This is a genomic window from Exiguobacterium sp. s80 (genome assembly GCF_018618725.1).
Classification (GTDB): domain Bacteria; phylum Bacillota; class Bacilli; order Exiguobacteriales; family Exiguobacteriaceae; genus Exiguobacterium_A; species Exiguobacterium_A oxidotolerans.
Genome location: NZ_JACSMP010000002.1, coordinates 190,109 through 208,708, shown reverse-complemented (window position 1 = coordinate 208,708; position 18,600 = coordinate 190,109). Strand labels below are relative to the sequence as shown.

Genomic DNA, 18,600 nt, shown 5'->3' with positions numbered 1-18,600 from the left:
CATTTGAATCATCTGCGTGACACGTCTTTTTCAGTGGTACAACCTAAAAAGGATGATGTACGCTCTAACGAGCACACATCATCCTTTTTCATCTTATTTCACGAGCTCTTCAGTCAGTTCTTTTTCATAACGATTCCGCGGGTGTTCCCGGCATTCGTCGGAACATGAACGCATCACTTTTGGTTCACATTCTTCACAGCAGAAATGCTGACGATTACATTCCGGGTTCGCACAATTAACATAACGTGTTTCTGCCTTACCACAGTAGTAACACTCGGATACGACAGTCGGATTGACTTCATTGACAGGTACTTGAACGCGTTCATCGAACACGTACAGCTCCCCTTCCCAGTCTTCTCCACGCGTGACTTCATCTTTTCCGTACATGACGACGCCACCTTTCAGATGGAAGATGTCGTCGCTGTTTTGACGTTTACGGAAATAAGCCGTGAACTTCTCACAACGTACGCCACCCGTACAATACGTCAAGACTTTTTTCCCTTCGAACAAATGCTCATTTTCATCGAGCCACTGTGGAAATTCACGTGACGCCGCAACGTCGACCTTGACGGCATTCTTGAAATGACCGAGATCGTATTCGTAGTTGTTTCGGACGTCTAAGATGACGACGTCTTCATTTTGCATCATCTCTTTCCACTCAGCAGGCTCAAGATAGGCTGCATTTTCTTTCGGGACATTAAACTCATCTTCAAAACGCCATGTGACGAGCTCTTTTTTGTAACGCACGAAGATTTTTTTGAAGGTATGCTCTTCGACTTCATCGATTTTAAATTCAATGTCGCTAAAGCGCGGATCCGCTAGTAAATCTTGCATGTACTGTTCTGTTTGTTCGACCGTTCCAGAAAGTGTTCCGTTGATGCCTTCTGGTGCAATCAAGATTCTTCCTTTGATTCCAAGTTCCTTGCAGTATGCCAGGTGCTCTTTTGTTACTTGTTCCGCATTTTCAATCGGAACATACTTATAAAATAATAGTACGCGATAAGGTTTCATAATCCTCATTGGCCCCCATGTCAGTTTTTTGCAGTAAAACGAACGTTGGCGAACGAAGCGTCATAGCTAATAGCTAGCTGGGAACGCCTGCAAAACGCACCCATTTAAGTATAATACCAACTCCGATTCAATTGTACAATCGACAAATCCATGACACTTACATCGTAATTCAATTCCCTTTCTGATGCGGAAAGAGGTAAAATAGAAATCAGCAGTTTATTTTGTAAGGAGGATTCCGAATGCTCCAAACTATCCGTCAATGGATCGAGCACATGATTATATTTCTACAAGATCTTCCGGGTGGAGCTTCGACTGGATTGATTGCACCCTTCTTAGAATCACTATTCCCATTCCTCCCACTCGTCCTGATCATCTCCGCGAACGCGGCGACCTATGGTTTTTGGATGGGAGTGCTCGTATCTTGGGTCGGCAGCATGTTAGGTTCACTCGTCGTGTTTGCTTGTATCCGCTATTTATTTCGCCGTCCAGTCACCCGGTGGCTTGAAAATCATAAGGCAGCACAACACTGGATTGAACGCGTTCGTCACATGAGTCCGATTTCGCTCGGCTTTTTCTTTTCGCTCCCGTTCATGCCGGCCTTTATCATTACATCCATCTCGGCGATGATTCAGTTATCACTCCGTACGTATTTAATCGCAGCTGGCGCCGGACGCCTGATTGTCGTCATTTTGTTTTCTTTGATCGGCAAAGAGTGGTCAAGTTTTTTAGAAAGACCTGTTCGTCTACTGTTCCTTTTCTTGATCCTACTTACGATTTGGGGAATCAGTCGCGGTATGGAAGAATGGATTAAACGCCGGGCACTCGCACGTCGTACGAAAAACTTACGTGAACTAGAAAATGTAATTGAAGGTAAGAACAAATAAACAACTCTCTCAAAAACACATGACTTACCCAAGTGTTTAATTTATTTCACTATCCGGATGGAAGATCGCTTACATGTGATGTTCCATCTTTTTTTGGTTATGCCACCCTTCTTTATGAATCAGATGTTATTTTAGTTCATGAAAGAACGATACCTGAACTACGCCTAAATCGACTTACGATTAAGACTAGGTCTTTTGAATCATTTTCATTCGCTATAATTATATAAAAATACTGTTCACACATTAGACATTATTGATGACGCTTACATTTAATTGGTAAGACCAATATTAGAATAATGTTCACTTTTCGACTCAATAAAATAGGATGGATTTTCCAACTTCTTCATTCCTATAATGAATCTATATTTACGATTCATCGACTCCCTAAGACGGGTATTCCTCTCGTCAGCAAGTCCGAGCATCGTCTCTCTTGCACCCTCGTTCAATGTCACCGGTATCATTGAGCGTACGTAATTTTTGTACCGGAATCGATGGAGCGGCATCTGTCACTCCATCAACAGAATAATCCCCTTAACGGCTCCTTCAACCCCCTTGAAGGAGCCGTTCCCTTTTACTTTCCGCTCCGCCCTTGCGATACTTAACGTACTATGGATTGTGAAGGGATGGACCTGCATGGAATTTTATTATTTTTTACCGCTTGGATTTTTTATTGGCATTATCTCTGGCTTCTTCGGAATCGGGGGCGGAATCATTTTGACGCCCCTCCTGTTGATTCTTGGATTTACCCCGAGTATCGCCATCGCGACAAGCCTCATGTTGACACTTGGTTCAACCGTTTCCGGAACACTCTCTCATCTTCGTCTAAAAAACGTTGTTTGGCGTGATAGTCTCGTCATCGGTGGTGTCGGGATTATCGGTTCGACGATTGCAACGCCCCTCGTCCTTCGACTCGAAGAAGTCAACGGGGCACACCTCGTCATCTCGATTGTTTACATTGCTTTACTACTCTATTTCGCGAATAAGTTCCTTCGTCCAAAGTCGACGAACGGTTCGCAAGACGGTTGGCGTAATCGTTACGTCGCTCTCGCCTTTACCGGTCTGTTCGCTGGTTTCGTATCGTCGCTACTCGGTGTCAGCGGAGGCTTCATCATCACGCCACTACTCGTCGGAATCGTCGGTTATGAACTGAAACGAGCGGTCGGGACAAGTATCGCCTCTGCCTTATTGATTGTCCTATCTGGACTCGTCAATTATACGGTGGCGAGTACGGATGTCGATTTGCTCGTTGGTGTCATGTTAATTATCGGCGCCTTACTCGGTGCACCGATCGGCGCCAAACAATTGGGACACTTTGAAAGTCCGTTCGTCAAAAAGTATTTAGGGTTCTTTTACTTAACGGTCGCGACAAGCGTGCTGCTTGAAGTGTTAGGCTTTAATACAGCTTCGTTAATCGTCTTAGTGACCCTTAGCGTCGTCTTCTTAGTGACGTTACTTGTATACAGCCGTAAACGTTCAACATCCTCTTAACTGTTTCTCATACTAATAGCCGTCTCCCGTTAAAAAGGGGACGGCTATTTTTCTCTATTTCTTGTTAAGCAACTTTTCGAATCGTACCGGCTTCGTACTCTTTTGTATGATCAATGACGATTTTCGATAATAATAACATCCCGATTAAATTCGGAATCATCATCAGACCGTTCGCAATATCAGCGACCAGCCACAACAATTCTAAATTTGCGATTGCTCCATAACAGGCTGCTAATGCAAAGATGACTTGGTAGAGGCGATTGAATTTCGTCGCACCACTTAAATATTCAAGACATTTCTCACCATAGACATACCACCCGATAATCGTCGAATACCCAAAGAAGAAGACCGAGAAGGCAACCGTCCATTGACCCAGTGGTCCAAGTACACTGGCAAATGCGGCCGATGTAAGTGCCGCTCCTGTCAATGAGCCGTCATGTGTGACACCTGATAACGTCCCTCCCGTCGGATCCCAAAATCCAGTCGTCATTAAAACGAGTGCCGTCATCGTACAAACGATCAACGTCACGATAAACGTACTCGTCATCGAAATCAATCCTTGTTCTGCAGGTCGTTCACTTTTAGCAGACCCGGCAATTAAAGCAGCTGTTCCCAGTCCGGCTTCGTTCGTAAAAATACCACGTGCGACACCAACCTGCATGGCAACCATGATGGACACACCCGCAAATGCGCCGACTGGTGCCAGCGGCTGAAACGCATATTGTACAATCAGCCCTAACGCGGGAATGATTTGGTTCGCTTGAAGAACTAAAATAATGAGTGCCGCCACGATGTAGAGCAAACTCATCACCGGTACAAAAATCGTCGAGATTGAACTCACACGCTCAAGCCCACCACGAATCGAGAAATAGACCGCGACGGCTAGTACAACTCCAAAAGCAAGTAACGGGATGTGGAACGTCTGCTTCAATACCGTCGACATCGCATTCGCCTGGACCGTATTTCCGACGCCAAAAGAAGCAATCAGACCAAACAAGGCAAACGCAACCGCTAACGGCTTAAAACTTTTTCCAAGACCTTTCTCGATGTAGTACATCGGTCCACTGACAATTTCACCACGATCGTTTCGCTGACGAAATAAAATCGCTAACAGACTCTCGGCATACTTCGTCGCCATCCCGACGAGACCAATCACCCACATCCAAAAGATTGCACCTGGCCCCCCCATCGTCAAAGCGACGGCAATTCCGGCGATGTTCCCATTCCCGATTGTCGCAGCCAGTGACGTCATCAGCATTTGAAAGCTACTGATTTCCCCTTCACCATGCCCCGTTTTCGTCAATGCGAGTTGAAACGCTTGTTTTAACCGGCGAAACTGTAATCCTCGAAGACGAACCGTAAAATATAAGCCCGTCCCGACCAATAACACCATGCTCGGGATTCCCCAAATCCATGATGAAATCATGTGTAACACTTCCATCGCACTCCAAATCCTCTCTATCTCTATCTCAGTTGACTCTGCCGCTCACCTTAGCATATTTTTGTTTATTCCTACAATATAAATCGATTGTTTTTGTGGTTATACACAAACGGTTGTATACTAAATATAAGGAATACGATAGAGAAAGAAGGAACTTCATTTATGTTAGAAGCAACGTACCATTCCCTCGATGATTTAGCAGAAGCGATCGGCCTCGCACTTAATGCACCGATAACGATTGAAGACCGCAATCATCGTCTGCTCGCCTACAGTACGCATACGACTGATACAGATCCTGCCCGTGTCGCTACCATCATCGGCCGCCGTGTCCCTGAATCCGTCATCGATCAACTTTGGAAAGATGAGGTCATCCAAAGCTTAGCGGCTCAAGATGATCCACTCGTCATCACTGCCCGGACGAGCGTTGGTTTGAACGACCGCGTCGCCATTGCCATTAAACAAGATATGGAGATTCTCGGTTACATTTGGTCAATCGCTCGCAACACTCCCTTCACGGCTTCAGAGCTAGGCGATTTAAAGAAAGGTGCCATGCTTGCACAACGACAGTTGCTTGCAATCGACATGCAAAAAAAACGGCAAGAAGAACAGACGGAGCAATTCTTTTTTGAGTTACTCCATGAAGAGTTACCCGAAAGTGAAATCCTAAAGACGTTCTCAAAACTTCATCTCGCTCCGCCGGGAATCAGTCGCTTAATGGTCATCCGTTTCCCGGAAGCCATTACGCCGCGTCTAGCCGATCGCCTCCGTTATTTATTGACGATTCAACAGACGGTACGTCCCCTGCTGTATGCATACGACACGACAGATTTTATTTTGTGGATCAGCACAAACGATCGTGACATTCAGCATGAACGCATTCAGTTCGATGCTTTCATCCAGTCATTCCGCCAACTACTCGCCGAACGGTTTTCTTATACAGAATTTGTTGTATCGAGCAGTGAAGTTTTCACCGGCGTGCAGTCGATTCCAGAACGTTACGAAGAAGCAGGTATCGTCTTACGTCTCAAAGACGCCTATCCTTTCGAACTTCAAAATGTGACGCGATACGAGCGACTCGGACTATTCCAGTTATTACCTATCTTTTCAGAACGCCTACGGAGACGGACGGTTCGACTGGAAGAAATCGAACGTCTTCGCGCTTACGACTTGAAACACACAGCTTCTTTATGCGAAACGCTCGAGTGGTTTTTGCATTACGATGGAAACGTCAAACAAGTTGCCGCCCACCTTCACGTCCATCCGAATACGATCTTATACCGCATGCGGCGCATCGAAGAAGAAGCCGGCATTCGGATGGAATCATTACCTGAACGTTCGTTACTTTATCTTTACTTGAAAGCCGACCGTTACCTTTTGTGATTTCTCACAAATAATCCTCTTATTTTTTGAAAACACCGATAAAGTCGTACGCTTTCATTTCTCGTATACTGAGGGAGAAGTAAGTAGTTAAAGGGTTATTGGTTGTTCATTTGCGAAAGGGGATCGCTCTTATGATCATTGGAGTATTAAAAGAAATTAAAAACAACGAAAACCGTGTTGCGTTAACACCTGCCGGGGTAGCAGCGTTAACGATTCATGGACATCAAGTCATCGTCGAAACATCTGCTGGTATGGGGAGCGGCTTTACAAACGAAGAGTATATCGAAGTTGGTGCACAAATCATCGAAACAGCGGCAGAAGTTTGGGCGACTGCTGAGCTTGCGTTGAAGGTCAAAGAACCCATCGCTTCAGAATATCAATACTTCCGTCCCGACTTAACCTTGTTCACTTATCTACACCTTGCAGCGGAGCCAGAACTCACACGGGCACTTGTTGACTCGAAGATTACGGCAATCGCTTATGAAACGGTCGAAAAAAATCGGACATTGCCACTTCTGACACCAATGAGTGAAGTCGCTGGTCGGATGGCTTCACAAATCGGTGCACAGTTCCTTGAAAAACCGCATGGTGGACTGGGGATTCTACTTGCAGGCGTCCCTGGTGTTCGCCGCGGAAAAGTTACTGTCATCGGTGGTGGTGTCGTTGGGACGAACGCAGCAAAACTCGCAGTCGGTCTTGGTGCTGACGTGACGATCATCGACGTCAGTCCTGAGCGCCTTCGTCAACTTGATGATATTTTCGGTAACTCAATCAACACGTTGATTTCGAATCCGTATACGATTGCAGAAGCCGTCGCTGAAAGTGACCTCGTTATTGGTGCCGTCTTGATTCCAGGAGCGAAAGCACCGAAGCTCGTGACAGCAGAGATGGTTGAACGAATGAAACCAGGTGCTGTCATCGTCGATGTCGCGATTGACCAAGGCGGAATTTTCGAAACCGTTGACCGTATTTCGACACATGATAATCCAACGTATGAAAAATTCGGTGTTGTTCACTATGCCGTCGCGAATATGCCGGGTGCTGTTCCACGGACGTCGACACTCGCGCTTACGAACGCAACACTTCCTTACGTTCTCGAACTCGCGAACAAAGGCACACACCGTGCACTTGCTGAAAATACTTCGCTTGAAAAAGGTCTCAACGTCGCGCAAGGATTCGTGACGTACGAAGCAGTCGCGCGCGACCTCGGTTACACGTATAAATCCGTTGAAGATGTATTGCACCTTCACGCTTAATAGAAAACAGCAAAAAAGCAGCAGGTTTCTTCTTTATAGAAGAAATCCGCTGCTTTTTTGTTTTTACCTGAATCGCGCGACGTCTTACCGGTGAAGCAAGTAGCAACATCTATTAAAGCGCAAACGCAACGAGTGCACCGATTGAAAGCGGGATGAAAACATTATCTAAATCGCGATAGGACACGGCTTCAATCAAAGCAGCAATATTCGCAAGCAAAAAACCGTAACTGATTGCAATCCAAGCCGGTAATGCATATATAAGAAATGTGGAAGTCAGGACGAGGAACGAGAATAAAAACATCGCGATGCTTCCTTCAAATGATCGTTTAATCGCCCCACGTGTATAGAACGTCTTTCCGTAGCGTCGACCTACTAAAGCAGCCATTCCGTCGCCCCACGCGAGCACCATGCTGCCGGCGACGAGTGCCATTGGTTCTCGTTCAAAAAAGAGTCCGACTAGAATCAGTAAAGAAATCGGGTAGTAGACCGTCCCGTAAGATATGCGTTCCACTTGATTCATTTGACCCGTCCCGCGTTTTAAGGTCAGCAGATTAACGACCGTGAAAAATAGTAACGGGACGATTGCGACATACCAATGATCGATCCAGGCAAGCGCCAGAAAGACCCAATGCCCGACTGCGATATGAATCCATTTCCGAACCGTTTCCGGCTCTGCTCCCACGCGTCGACCAATCGCTTCCAACAAGAACAAGATGAGTCCAATGATGACGATTGTTCCAACAGCAGCAACCCATTCCATATGAATCCTCCTTCTTTTGCTCCATTCTATTGTACTTTGTCTGATTGCCGTTTGCTCTTTCGAACCTTCATTTGATAACATAAGGTCAAATGACGTCCTAGAGAGGAAGTATTCTGAATGTATGATGCTCAAGCCGTGCAAACGTTATCTAACTGCCTATCACATTTGAAAGAAGGAAAAGGGATCGGCACACTCGTTTCCGAGGATGAATCGGATCTTCCGAAAGTCATCCATCGCCTCAAACAATTTGATGCGACGAAAAATGGTTTATCGATTAACGAAATCGTCCATCTCGCGAATGCCTTAATTGGAGAACATATGTCTGCGACGACGATTCAAAACTGGACGAAGCGTGAAGTACGGGACATCATCGGTGTTCCGCATCGCGGGAAAAAATACTCGATCAATCAGGCAGCCATCATCTACTTACTTGATGACTTAAAGCATCTCTTTTCTTTAGAAGAAACACGTGAATTATTGACGATCGTTTTTAAGAACCCCAATATCGATGAAGATGATTTAATCAGTCCGCTCGACTTTTATCTCGTCTATACACAGCATGCAGAGACGAGTGGACCAATCGAACTGACGGAGAAGCGTCTGAGACGCTCTTTAGAGCGTATCCATGCCTATCGACCTGAGACGGTCCACGTCTTACAGCTCTGTCTGTACGCCCGTCGTATTTCGCACCTGACGCACGAAGCAAAACAGCGTCTCCAGCAAGTTTTACAATCTTGAAGTAAAAAGATGCCCTCCAGAATAAACTGAAGGACATCTTTTTTTATACAGCTGTAAGTGGTTTATAGTTGACGGAGTTCGTCAAGCTTTTTAAGACGGACAGCAGTTCATACATTGAGAGTTTGTCAGCATCTTTTACGAGACGATATTCATCGCCGTCTTGCAGCAATTCTGCGACGACTTCGCCTGCCGCACTTCGGACTGAGAATTTCCCTTTTGTCAGGTCGAAGGAAATGACATACGTGCCTCGTTCGTACACGTTATATTCACATTTCTTCGAGAAGAGTGAAAACTTCTCACGCATTTGACCTACCTCTTGACCATCATGGTTCATCACGACCCATTTCTTACATGTCGGGATGAACTTTCCAAACGCTACCCCTCTACCTTCACCATTCATTACTTGAACACGACCTGTCTCGTCGTGTTGAACCGCACCAATCATTTGGTGTGCTTCATCATAAATCGCGGCATGACCTTGCGAAAAAACGCAACCCTGCACATAGACAACTTTGCGCAACAGAAATTCTCCTCTCACTGCTAAAAAGTGCTGGTATTTCGTCCCCAGTATATTTAGACATCCTGAATAGTTTAACTTTCTTTATCTCTATGATATTTCGTTAACGAAAATGATTATTGCACCGTTTGAACAAATTGACAACCCCCTTTTGTCGACAATCATTCGACAACATCAGCGAAAGCCAATTTCTCGTGCAAACTCAAGCAATTCTTCTCGATCAATCAAGCGCACCCGATTCGGTTCTGCCAAGCGACATGCGGCGTCCGTATACGTCGAATTCGTCACGACCCATCCTTCATCCATGTCGTAAAAAGGTACTGCCGCGGCGACTTGTTGAACCGCCTCTAATCCAACCGGTCCACCATAACGTTTTGCTTGAATCGCTATTCTATACCCTTGTGCGTCTTCAATCAATAAATCCGCCCCAAAATCTCTTGAGGCCGGCGTCAGTTCAACGCGATAGCCGGCACCTTCAAATAGTTCGACGAGCCACTCTTCAAACTCCCTGCCTTCCATGCGATCAATTCGATTCGCAAGTGAAGGGGTAAAGAAGGAAAGTAATAAAAAAACGATACATCCTACTATACTGATTCCGACAATTAAAAGTTCCCAGGAACTCGAAAAAAAATAAGTTCCGGCGACTCCGAGCACCGCGAACAGTAGTGCGATTATTCTGCGTTTCGTACGTATTTGCATGACTTGATTCTCCTTCACTCTGAGTTGACTCGAATTCAATCGGTTTCTTTAAAATTAATATACTAAATTCTCTTTCGGTTCGCTTCCTCGAAAGGAACGAACAACGCAGATGGAGAATAAGTGTTGAGAGAAGATTACGTTTTTTAATAATCATCATGCACCGGACTTTATTTTTTGAAAGGAGGTCGCTTATGACTGAACACTCATCCACATCCGCAGAAGCACTTATCCGTGCGACCTTACGTGCCGTCTCAGAACCGCTCGCTTTAGTGGATCGGATGGGCCGAATTAACTTTGTGAATGATACCTTTCACGCCCAATTCCCTACCGACTCCAATGACAAGTCACTGTTTTCACTTTTCTCACTCGACGAACAGTCTCTTCCATTATCTGATTCGGTCCACTTCCGGGTAATCCCTTACGAACTCATCGTCTCACCGATTGCGCAGACTTCCCTTTTCGTCGTTTCCGTTAAATCGCTCGCGATCGACCGCTTGCTCGAATCGACATTAGATGCTGCCCTACTCGTCACAGACGCAGACTTCCATATTACCGCGTTTAATGAAACAGCAGGTACCTTGTTCGGTTACGAAGAACACGAGCTGATCGGAAGATGTCCTGATGACTTACACGATCACGCAGAGTTTGATGAGCGGAAGCGACACTTGGAGCAGTTGAATTTAAAAGACTTATCTCCAGCCGATGTCTTATTGTTGCACGGGCGTGATGCGGAAAACGAATGGGTGTATCACCGTAAAGACGGCTCGACCTTCTATGGTCGATTGTATATGACCCGTCTAGCAGACGGACAATTTTTCTTGTTCATCGTTGATATGAGTGCCCAAAAACAAATTGAGTCACACCTGACGAAAAGTGAACGTCGTTTCCGTCTGTTTTCCGAATCAATCGTCGAAGCGGTCATCTTCCACGACCGTGGTACCATTCTCGACGCGAACCGAGCAGCTGAAGTGATTTTCCGTACAAAACTTGAACAAATCAAGGGACGCAATGCCCTGGATTTCATCCATACTGACTTTCATGAAGAGGTCAGCCGGCGTATCGAACTCCACCGTAATGATCCGTACGAGGTCATCGGACAACGGGCAGACGGGACACCTGTCGAAATTGAAATTTTCCCGCGCGAAATCATGTACGAAAAAACACGGATGCGTGTCGCCGTCATTCGGGATATCAGTGAGCGTAAAAAAATCGAGAGCATGTTGGAACGTGAAAAAAATGCCATCATGCGTCAACGCGATATCACCCAATCGATTCTGCAAGCTTCAAACGAAGGGTTTTTACTGACAGAAGAAGATGGCAGCTTCATCTTCATGAACGTCAAAGCCCGAAAACTGCTCGATGTTCCAGGGATTGCACCAAGCAAGATTCAAGAGCGGATCAGTATGATTCCGAATCTCGATCTCGCGACCCGCTATGAGATGCTACAACAAGTCGAAGAACTCCTTGCCGGCAAGCATTCTGAACTGTCATTTCGGTTTACACTACAACGTCCGAATGAATCCAATCATCTTTACTTCGAGTTTTATGCGACTTCAATTAAGAAGGAACGTAGTCGCATCTCCCGTCATGGTTTTTTGTTCGTCTTCCGCGACCGGACAGAAGAGCAAAAAATGGACCAGGTCAAAGATGAACTCATCAGTACCGTATCGCATGAGCTCCGAACACCCCTCTCATCGATTCTCGGTTATTTGGAGTTGTTGCGCTATCGTAAGCTCACACCTGAAAAAATACAACGCTATGTCGAAATCATGCATGAAGAAGCCAAGCGGTTAACGACGCTCCTCAATGAATTTTTAGATATTCAACGGATGGAAGGCGGCAAACAACCGTACGATTTTAAATCATTCTCTTTACGTCAACTGCTCCTCGATACAACGGACGCTTTTGGTGAAACGGCCGAAACCCATCGCATCGTGCTTGATGTAAAGGAAGATCCTGTCATGATCGTCGCTGATGAAAATAAAATTAAACAAGTCGTTTTGAACTTACTCTCGAATGCAATCAAATATTCACCATCCGCCGACCACGTAACGGTCAGTCTACACACACAAGGCGAGCAAGCCATCATTACTGTGACTGATCACGGTCTCGGAATTCCTCAAAATGCATTCGATAAGCTTTTCACGAAATTTTACCGTGTCGATAATTCAGCCGTCCGTAAGATTGGCGGAACCGGCCTCGGTCTTGCGATTTGTAAAGAAATCATCGAATCACATGGTGGGGCGATTTCCGTCGAGTCGGAGCTCCATCAAGGGTCGACTTTCACGGTTGTACTCGATTTAGATTCAAGAAAGGATTATGCAAAATGAAACGGACTTATTTCATGACAGGATTCCCCGGATTCCTTGCCACCAAATTAATTGAACGTCTCGCTCTTGTGCCGGAACAAATTGACCGGTTTTATTTGCTTCATCTACCGAGCGAACGAACAAGTGCCTTAGCAAAAAAGGAATCGTTACTCGAACACACGCGTCTTGAAGAAGCACAACTCGTTTTATTAGAAGGTGATATCACAACACCCGGATTAGGATTGAACACAGAGACGAAGCAACGACTGTCGACTGAAGTGACGCATCTCTTTCACCTGGCAGCACTGTATGACTTGGCGACGACATTTGATATCGCTTTTCGAATTAACGTCATCGGAACATCGAACGTGACGCAGTTTGCTCATACGTTGCATTATCTTGAACGCTACATCTACTTCAGCACCGCCTATGTCTCCGGGCTCCGGACCGGGACGGTTCTTGAACAAAACCTCAAACATGCCGCATCATTCAAAAATGCGTACGAAGAAACGAAGTACCTGGCAGAAGTTCGCTTTCATGAAGAAGTCGGTTCACTTCCTTACACGATCATTCGTCCAGGTATCGTCGTCGGTCACTCCGAGACAGGGGAGACACCAAAGTGGGATGGGGTTTATTTCGTCTTGAACGCCCTGCGCCTGCTCAAGCAATTCGCCCCCCTTCCTTATGCAGGTAGAGTCAATGCACTCGTCAATCTCGTTCCGTATGATTATGTCATCGCTGCGACGACCTATTTAAGCCATGTACCAAGCGGCGTCCGTCAAACGTATCACCTGACGGATCCATTCCCACACGGCGCACGGACGATTTATGAGCTGTTACATGATACCTACTATGGTGCTTCTCCACGAGGTGTCGTCCCGTTTCGCCTCGTGACGTCCCTGTTGACCCCGCGTATCGCTACGCGCTTACAGATGCAGCGGCAGACGCTTGATTACTTTGTTCACCCTGTTCACTACGATACGACGAACACACTTCGTGATTTAGACGGAACTGGTATTGTGTGTCCTGATCTTGCTGAGTTTCTTCCACGACTTGTCGATTACTATAAAATTCAACATCCCGAAATGGAGAAAACACAATGAATGCTCTTGTTACCGGTATGAATGGTACAGTCGCACCTGTACTTGCAGACGTCTTACGCATGCATCAGTATGAAGTTACAGCTTGGGATCGATCGGTTGTCTCGACGACTGATCCCGCAATCATGGAAGCTTTTATTGATCAGGTCCAACCTGATCTACTCTTACACATCGGAATGGGTTCTGCTGAATTTGCAGAATCATTGGCACGGCTATCTTTTGAGCGTAACATTCCCTTTCTCTTTACGAGCACGGCTTCTGTCTACGCAAATCATCAACAGGGACCGCATGATCCATCTGTACTTCCGGAAGCAGACGATGACTACGGTTTTTATAAACGAACATGCGAACGACTTATCCAAGCAGTCAATCCTGACGCCTACATCGTCCGGATCGGCTGGCAAATCGGTCAGGTTGCCGGATCAAATAATATGATTGATTATTTAGAACGACATGCCTCAACGGGTCCCATTCCGGCAAGTAAAAACTGGTATCCCGCTTGCTCTTTTTTAGAAGATACGGCGCAAACGCTCTATACAATCTTGACGACTCAAACACCTGGCCTTTATCTTGCCAATGGAAATTCGACCCATTCCTTCTTTGAAATCGCTACAGCATTAAATGTATACCACGGTTCGAAATGGAAAATCGAAGAAGATAATACAATCCAGCGTGATGATCGAATGAAGGATACTCGGGTGACCATTGCCCCAATCTCAGATCGATTATCATTTATGTAAGAAAAGTGCCTCGCCATTCGATGCGTTATCGAACGGTGAGGCACTTTTTAGGAGACATCTGCTACTGACAGCCAATCAACCAATCAGCATATTTTCTTTCGGATAACGAATCAAGCGATTGTGTTGCGTCGCGACCGTGAAGAGAATCGTCAAGGAACCGACACGTCCAAGCAACATCATGAACATGATTAGTCCTTTTCCAAAATCATTCAACTCTGATGTCACATTTAACGAAAGTCCGACCGTCCCGAATGCGGAAACCGTTTCGAAGAAGAGCCCTGTAAACGAGATATTCGGTTGCGACAGTGCCAAGAGCGTTGTGATGACACCGATGAATAAAATGCTGAAAATAGCAATCGCATAAGCTTTTGATACGGCCTGCGCCTGGACGGTCCGACGCATCAGGACCGTTTCTCGTTGTCCCCGTAGATACGTCCAGACGTTCTTTAAGATGACGGCTGCTGTCGTGACTTTAATGCCTGATCCCGTCGACGCCGATCCCGCTCCGATATACATCAAAACCATCATCAAACCGATCGAAAGTGGCACCATCGTCGTCAAATCAATCGTCTGGAACCCTGCCGTCCGGGTCGTCACGACTTGGAAGAAAACGATATGTAGTGCTTGAAAGAACGAATAATTTTGAAGGGAACCGAGATGTGAGACCCACTCATACACCATCATCGCGACCGTCCCGATACCGTTGATGACGAGTAATGATAAAATCATTAATTTCGAGTGTAATGAAATTTTCTTGAAGCTGCGGTTAGCCGAAACATCAGCGATGACCGTGAAGCCCAATCCCCCAATCATCAATAGAGCAGAAATCGTAAAAATGAATGTCGTATCTTGTTGGAAGGACGTCAAACTGTCTCCCCATAACGCAAAACCGGCATTATTAAAGGCGGAGACCGCATGAAACAGACCATAATACAGTGATTTTGAGAGCGTATATTTGTATTGAATGAACAGATCGAGAGCAAGTAAGATCATCCCAATCAACTCCAGGATGACGGTCGTCAAGAGAATGTTCCGGACGAGTCGAATCGTTCCTCCCGGACTATCTAAGTTGAACATCTCTTGAATGATGATCCGCTGACGAATCCCGATTTTTCGACCTGTGACACTAAGTAGAACAAGTGCAATCGTCATGAATCCGAGACCACCGATTTGAATTAAAATCATTAAAATCAGTTGCCCCCACAAATTATAGGACTCTGCAATGTTAATCGGCGAAAGCCCCGTCACCGTCGCAGCCGATGTCGCGACGAACAGACAATCAATTAATGCAACGTGGCTATCGCTTTGTTGAAACCAGGGGATCCACAACAATAATCCTCCGAGCAAAATCGTCAATGTGAATCCAGTCGCGATGAAACGGGCTGGTTTATCAAATAATTGATGATACGTTCGTTCTCCAAAATCTCCAAATTTCGCTAAACGTGTATGTCTTTTATGCGAAAACATGCGTTGACTCCTCCTAGATGAGATTACTCAATTGCATTTATCATACTCTCTCGAAAACATTAGTTCTATCGAAATTTGCAATCAACTAAACGTTTTCGTTTTTTTTTGGTAAAATAGATAAAAGCAGACGTGTTAACTTTAAAGGAGGTTGAGGGAAACAGTGGACCCTAGGACGGCTGACCATTCGATTGAGGATGTCTCGCGAAGGCTAGAACGACAATCACAATGGATGCCCGCACAGTTATATTATCAGTTCGAGGAATTATTATCGTTACATCTGGAACAACCGATTCTAAATGAATTGTATAATGTATTAAAAAAATACGACGTATTAACCGATATAGAGCGTGACGAACGAAACGAAAGCATTCAATTGCTAATCGACGAAAACGGCGCTTAATTCTCGGTTTTTGGATTTCCGAGCAGAAGATGCCTCTTCTGCTCTTTTTATTTTTTCGTTCACGACCCTAACAACATGTGGAAAGGTGGCACAATTAACAATGGATATCGTGTCGATAATCGGTATTATTCTTGGACTCATCACACTCGTCGGAGGAATGATTCTAAAAGGTGCTCCTCCAATCGCCTTACTGAACCCTGCGGCACTCGTCATCATCTTCGCAGGTACAGCAGCAGCCATCATGATTTCCTTCCCGAAGGAACGGCTCAAATTGATTCCAGCCCTGTTCAAAGTCATCTTCTTCGAACAAAATTTAATGACCAAACAAAATCTCATGCTTCAATTTTTGACACTATCGACGCAAGCGCGTAAAGAAGGTCTCTTATCGCTCGAAACAGCGATTGAAGAAGTCGACAACGCGTTCATGAAACGTGGTGTCATGATGGTCATCGATGGTCAACCTTCTGAATATGTGGAAGATGTCATGACACGCGACCTCGAAAACATGACAGAACGCCATCATGCGAACGCGAACATTTTCACACAAGCTGGTACATATGCTCCGACCCTCGGTGTTTTAGGGGCCGTCATCGGTCTAGTCGCCGCCCTATCCGATCTGTCGGATATCGAGAAGCTCGGACACGCAATCTCGGGTGCCTTCATCGCCACATTATTCGGGATTTTCACCGGCTATGTTTTATGGTTTCCATTCGCGACGAAACTCAAACAAAAATCAGCAAATGAAATTCAACTCTATGAAATGATCATTGAAGGAATTCTTTCGATTCAAAACGGGGAATCTCCAAAAAACTTGGAGGATAAGCTACTCGTGTATCTGACGCCGAAGGAGCGTGAAACTTATGAAGCGGAAAAAGAAGCCGCATGATGAACACATCTCGGAAGGTTGGCTGATTCCGTATGCCGATCTTTTGACTCTGTTACTTGCGCTTTTCATCGTCCTTTTTGCTTCGAGTAACGTCGATGCCGTCAAACTAAAAGCGATGTCTCAATCATTCAGTTCCGTCTTCAACGGTGGCTCCGGCATGATTACCAATAGCTCGCTCGCGACTTCACAAGAAGAAGAGGACGAAAAAAAGACGGATGCTCGGACGAAAGCACAAAGTTTTGAAATCTCAGAGCTCGAAAAAATTAAAGCCCAAGCGTCCGACTATATCAAAAAAGAAAAGCTCGAAAAAGATATTAAAGTCGAAATCACGAATGAAGGTCTCGTCTTCACGATTCGAGATCGCGCTCTATTTTCTCCTGCGCAAGCTGAAGTCAAAGGCGAAGCCATCCAAATTGCTCAAGGGATGAGTAACTTACTCGTCAAATCTGGACAACGTCAAATTCAAGTGTCTGGTCATACAGATAACATCCCCATTCGTACGGCACAATACCCGTCGAACTGGGAACTCAGTACGGAACGCGCCATCAGTTTCATGCGTGCGTTGCAAAAAAATCCAAAGTTAGAACCAAAACGGTTCACCGTCACCGGATACGGCGAATACCAACCCATCGCTTCGAATCAAACAGAAAGTGGACGGAGTCAAAATCGGCGCGTCGAAGTCCTCGTCCGTCCGTTACTTGATATCAAAGCAGCGAATTTGCTAGATGAAACAACGGTCAAACCGTAAGAAACAACTAATTTCGAAGATGAAGATATACACGAAGGGATTGCCATCTAACATCGATGCGCAATCCCTTTAGACTGTAAAAACCTTTTTATGAAGCGTGAACATGCTGCAGGAATAATGTCAATTTTCTCGCCTTGTCTTCAAAGAAGCAATTCACATTGCACTAAGTGAGGAACAAAAAAAGTGAGTCCCAAACACAGACAAGCTGCGTGAAGACCCACTTAACTCGAACATTCATTTTTAGTAATATGGACGAATCATGATGTAGACGATGACACCCGTCAGACTGACATACAGCCAGAGCGGCATCGTAAAACGTGTCCATTTTTTATGTTTCTCGAAATTTTGATTGAGCGCATGTGCGAGCGACATCAAGACGAGCGGCACGATAACCGCTGCCAAAATGATATGCGAAATCAAAATAAAGAAATAGACCGGGCGAACGAATCCTTCGCCGCCAAACTTCGTCGACTCACTCACGGCGTGATACGTCACGTAAGAAACTAAAAAGAGTGTCGTCGTCGTCATGGCACCACCGATGAAACGACGGTGATTGATCCGGTTTCCACGACGAATCGAAATCCATGCTCCAAGTAGGAGCATGAACGTAAAACTGTTAAAAATCGCATTGAAAAACGGTAACAACGTCCAATCAAAGCCATCACTCACCTGAAGCGGTGGCGCGAAAAAAAGTAAGGCGACAAGTAAGTTGATGACGAGCGTCAAAATAATGACGACCGGCACAAAATTACGCCGTTTAGCAGGTTCTTGCATGA

18 protein-coding genes are annotated in these 18,600 nt (G+C 45.5%); 11 read left to right on the top strand and 7 right to left on the bottom strand.

Annotated elements, in window-relative coordinates; translation table 11 throughout:
• Positions 1–93 precede the first annotated feature (93 nt).
• A complete protein-coding gene (gene trhO / locus KNP94_RS07555; protein ID WP_088838140.1) occupies positions 94–1,011 on the bottom strand; it encodes an oxygen-dependent tRNA uridine(34) hydroxylase TrhO in 918 nt (305 codons plus the stop codon).
• Between the two features lie 239 nt (positions 1,012–1,250).
• Here trhO and KNP94_RS07550 point away from each other — a divergent pair, with 239 nt between their 5' ends.
• Together KNP94_RS07550 and KNP94_RS07545 are read left to right on the top strand one after the other, a co-directional pair.
• Positions 1,251–1,895 carry a TVP38/TMEM64 family protein gene (locus KNP94_RS07550; protein WP_088838142.1) on the top strand — a complete coding sequence of 215 codons (645 nt, stop codon included), beginning with the start codon at positions 1,251–1,253 and terminating at the stop codon, positions 1,893–1,895.
• 633 nt (positions 1,896–2,528) lie between these two features.
• A complete protein-coding gene (locus KNP94_RS07545; protein ID WP_215115513.1) occupies positions 2,529–3,383 on the top strand; it encodes a sulfite exporter TauE/SafE family protein in 855 nt (284 codons plus the stop codon).
• Between the two features lie 64 nt (positions 3,384–3,447).
• On the opposite strand, the gene KNP94_RS07540 is transcribed toward KNP94_RS07545, so the two are convergent.
• Positions 3,448–4,824, bottom strand: coding sequence for an alanine/glycine:cation symporter family protein (locus tag KNP94_RS07540; RefSeq protein ID WP_088838145.1), 1,377 nt, complete (start codon positions 4,822–4,824; stop codon positions 3,448–3,450).
• Between the two features lie 162 nt (positions 4,825–4,986).
• Here KNP94_RS07540 and KNP94_RS07535 point away from each other — a divergent pair, with 162 nt between their 5' ends.
• The gene (locus tag KNP94_RS07535) at positions 4,987–6,204 is read left to right on the top strand and encodes a PucR family transcriptional regulator (protein ID WP_029331984.1); all 1,218 of its coding nucleotides are present in this window, start codon (positions 4,987–4,989) and stop codon (positions 6,202–6,204) included.
• Between the two features lie 131 nt (positions 6,205–6,335).
• Positions 6,336–7,460 carry an alanine dehydrogenase gene (gene ald, locus KNP94_RS07530; RefSeq protein WP_214771717.1) on the top strand — a complete coding sequence of 375 codons (1,125 nt, stop codon included), beginning with the start codon at positions 6,336–6,338 and terminating at the stop codon, positions 7,458–7,460.
• A gap of 112 nt (positions 7,461–7,572) precedes the next feature.
• On the opposite strand, the gene KNP94_RS07525 is transcribed toward ald, so the two are convergent.
• The gene (locus tag KNP94_RS07525) at positions 7,573–8,220 is read right to left on the bottom strand and encodes a diacylglycerol/polyprenol kinase family protein (RefSeq protein WP_088838148.1); all 648 of its coding nucleotides are present in this window, start codon (positions 8,218–8,220) and stop codon (positions 7,573–7,575) included.
• A 117-nt stretch (positions 8,221–8,337) separates the two neighbouring features.
• Between KNP94_RS07525 and KNP94_RS07520 the strand changes: the two genes are divergently transcribed.
• Positions 8,338–8,958, top strand: a complete 621-nt coding sequence (locus KNP94_RS07520) for a DUF1836 domain-containing protein (RefSeq protein WP_088838149.1) — start codon at positions 8,338–8,340, stop codon at positions 8,956–8,958.
• A 43-nt stretch (positions 8,959–9,001) separates the two neighbouring features.
• Here the strand turns inward: KNP94_RS07520 and KNP94_RS07515 are convergent, their stop codons facing one another.
• Both KNP94_RS07515 and KNP94_RS07510 read right to left on the bottom strand, forming a co-directional pair.
• Positions 9,002–9,478: an LURP-one-related family protein gene (locus KNP94_RS07515; RefSeq protein WP_088838151.1), complete on the bottom strand. Its 477-nt coding sequence runs from the start codon at positions 9,476–9,478 to the stop codon at positions 9,002–9,004.
• A 171-nt stretch (positions 9,479–9,649) separates the two neighbouring features.
• Positions 9,650–10,174, bottom strand: a complete 525-nt coding sequence (locus tag KNP94_RS07510) for a restriction endonuclease (protein WP_088838153.1) — start codon at positions 10,172–10,174, stop codon at positions 9,650–9,652.
• A gap of 191 nt (positions 10,175–10,365) precedes the next feature.
• Here KNP94_RS07510 and KNP94_RS07505 point away from each other — a divergent pair, with 191 nt between their 5' ends.
• Genes KNP94_RS07505 through KNP94_RS07495 form a run of 3 tightly spaced genes read left to right on the top strand, consistent with a single transcriptional unit; the run spans position 10,366 to position 14,323 of the window.
• Complete coding sequence (locus KNP94_RS07505) at positions 10,366–12,504, top strand: PAS domain-containing sensor histidine kinase (protein WP_215115512.1); 2,139 nt, start codon at positions 10,366–10,368, stop codon at positions 12,502–12,504.
• Complete coding sequence (locus KNP94_RS07500) at positions 12,501–13,586, top strand: SDR family oxidoreductase (RefSeq protein WP_088838156.1); 1,086 nt, start codon at positions 12,501–12,503, stop codon at positions 13,584–13,586. Before KNP94_RS07505 ends, KNP94_RS07500 begins: the two co-directional genes overlap by 4 nt.
• Positions 13,583–14,323 (top strand): sugar nucleotide-binding protein, encoded by a 741-nt coding sequence (locus KNP94_RS07495; RefSeq protein ID WP_159172973.1) that lies wholly within the window; start codon positions 13,583–13,585, stop codon positions 14,321–14,323. Before KNP94_RS07500 ends, KNP94_RS07495 begins: the two co-directional genes overlap by 4 nt.
• A 75-nt stretch (positions 14,324–14,398) precedes the next feature.
• Here the strand turns inward: KNP94_RS07495 and KNP94_RS07490 are convergent, their stop codons facing one another.
• Complete coding sequence (locus tag KNP94_RS07490) at positions 14,399–15,790, bottom strand: TrkH family potassium uptake protein (RefSeq protein WP_088838158.1); 1,392 nt, start codon at positions 15,788–15,790, stop codon at positions 14,399–14,401.
• A gap of 160 nt (positions 15,791–15,950) precedes the next feature.
• Here KNP94_RS07490 and KNP94_RS07485 point away from each other — a divergent pair, with 160 nt between their 5' ends.
• The 3 genes from KNP94_RS07485 to motB all read left to right on the top strand — a co-directional run bounded on the left by KNP94_RS07485 (position 15,951) and on the right by motB (position 17,824).
• Positions 15,951–16,190, top strand: coding sequence for a hypothetical protein (locus tag KNP94_RS07485; protein ID WP_029331998.1), 240 nt, complete (start codon positions 15,951–15,953; stop codon positions 16,188–16,190).
• 100 nt (positions 16,191–16,290) lie between these two features.
• On the top strand, positions 16,291–17,076 hold the full coding sequence (gene motA / locus KNP94_RS07480; RefSeq protein ID WP_088838159.1) for a flagellar motor stator protein MotA: 786 nt from the start codon (positions 16,291–16,293) through the stop codon (positions 17,074–17,076).
• The gene (motB, locus tag KNP94_RS07475; protein ID WP_088838160.1) at positions 17,051–17,824 is read left to right on the top strand and encodes a flagellar motor protein MotB; all 774 of its coding nucleotides are present in this window, start codon (positions 17,051–17,053) and stop codon (positions 17,822–17,824) included. The genes motA and motB overlap by 26 nt, the downstream gene beginning before the upstream one ends.
• Positions 17,825–18,064: 240 nt before the next feature.
• Here motB and KNP94_RS07470 read toward each other — a convergent pair whose 3' ends face one another.
• Positions 18,065–18,598: a DUF420 domain-containing protein gene (locus KNP94_RS07470; RefSeq protein ID WP_088838161.1), complete on the bottom strand. Its 534-nt coding sequence runs from the start codon at positions 18,596–18,598 to the stop codon at positions 18,065–18,067.
• Positions 18,599–18,600: the final 2 nt, after the last annotated feature.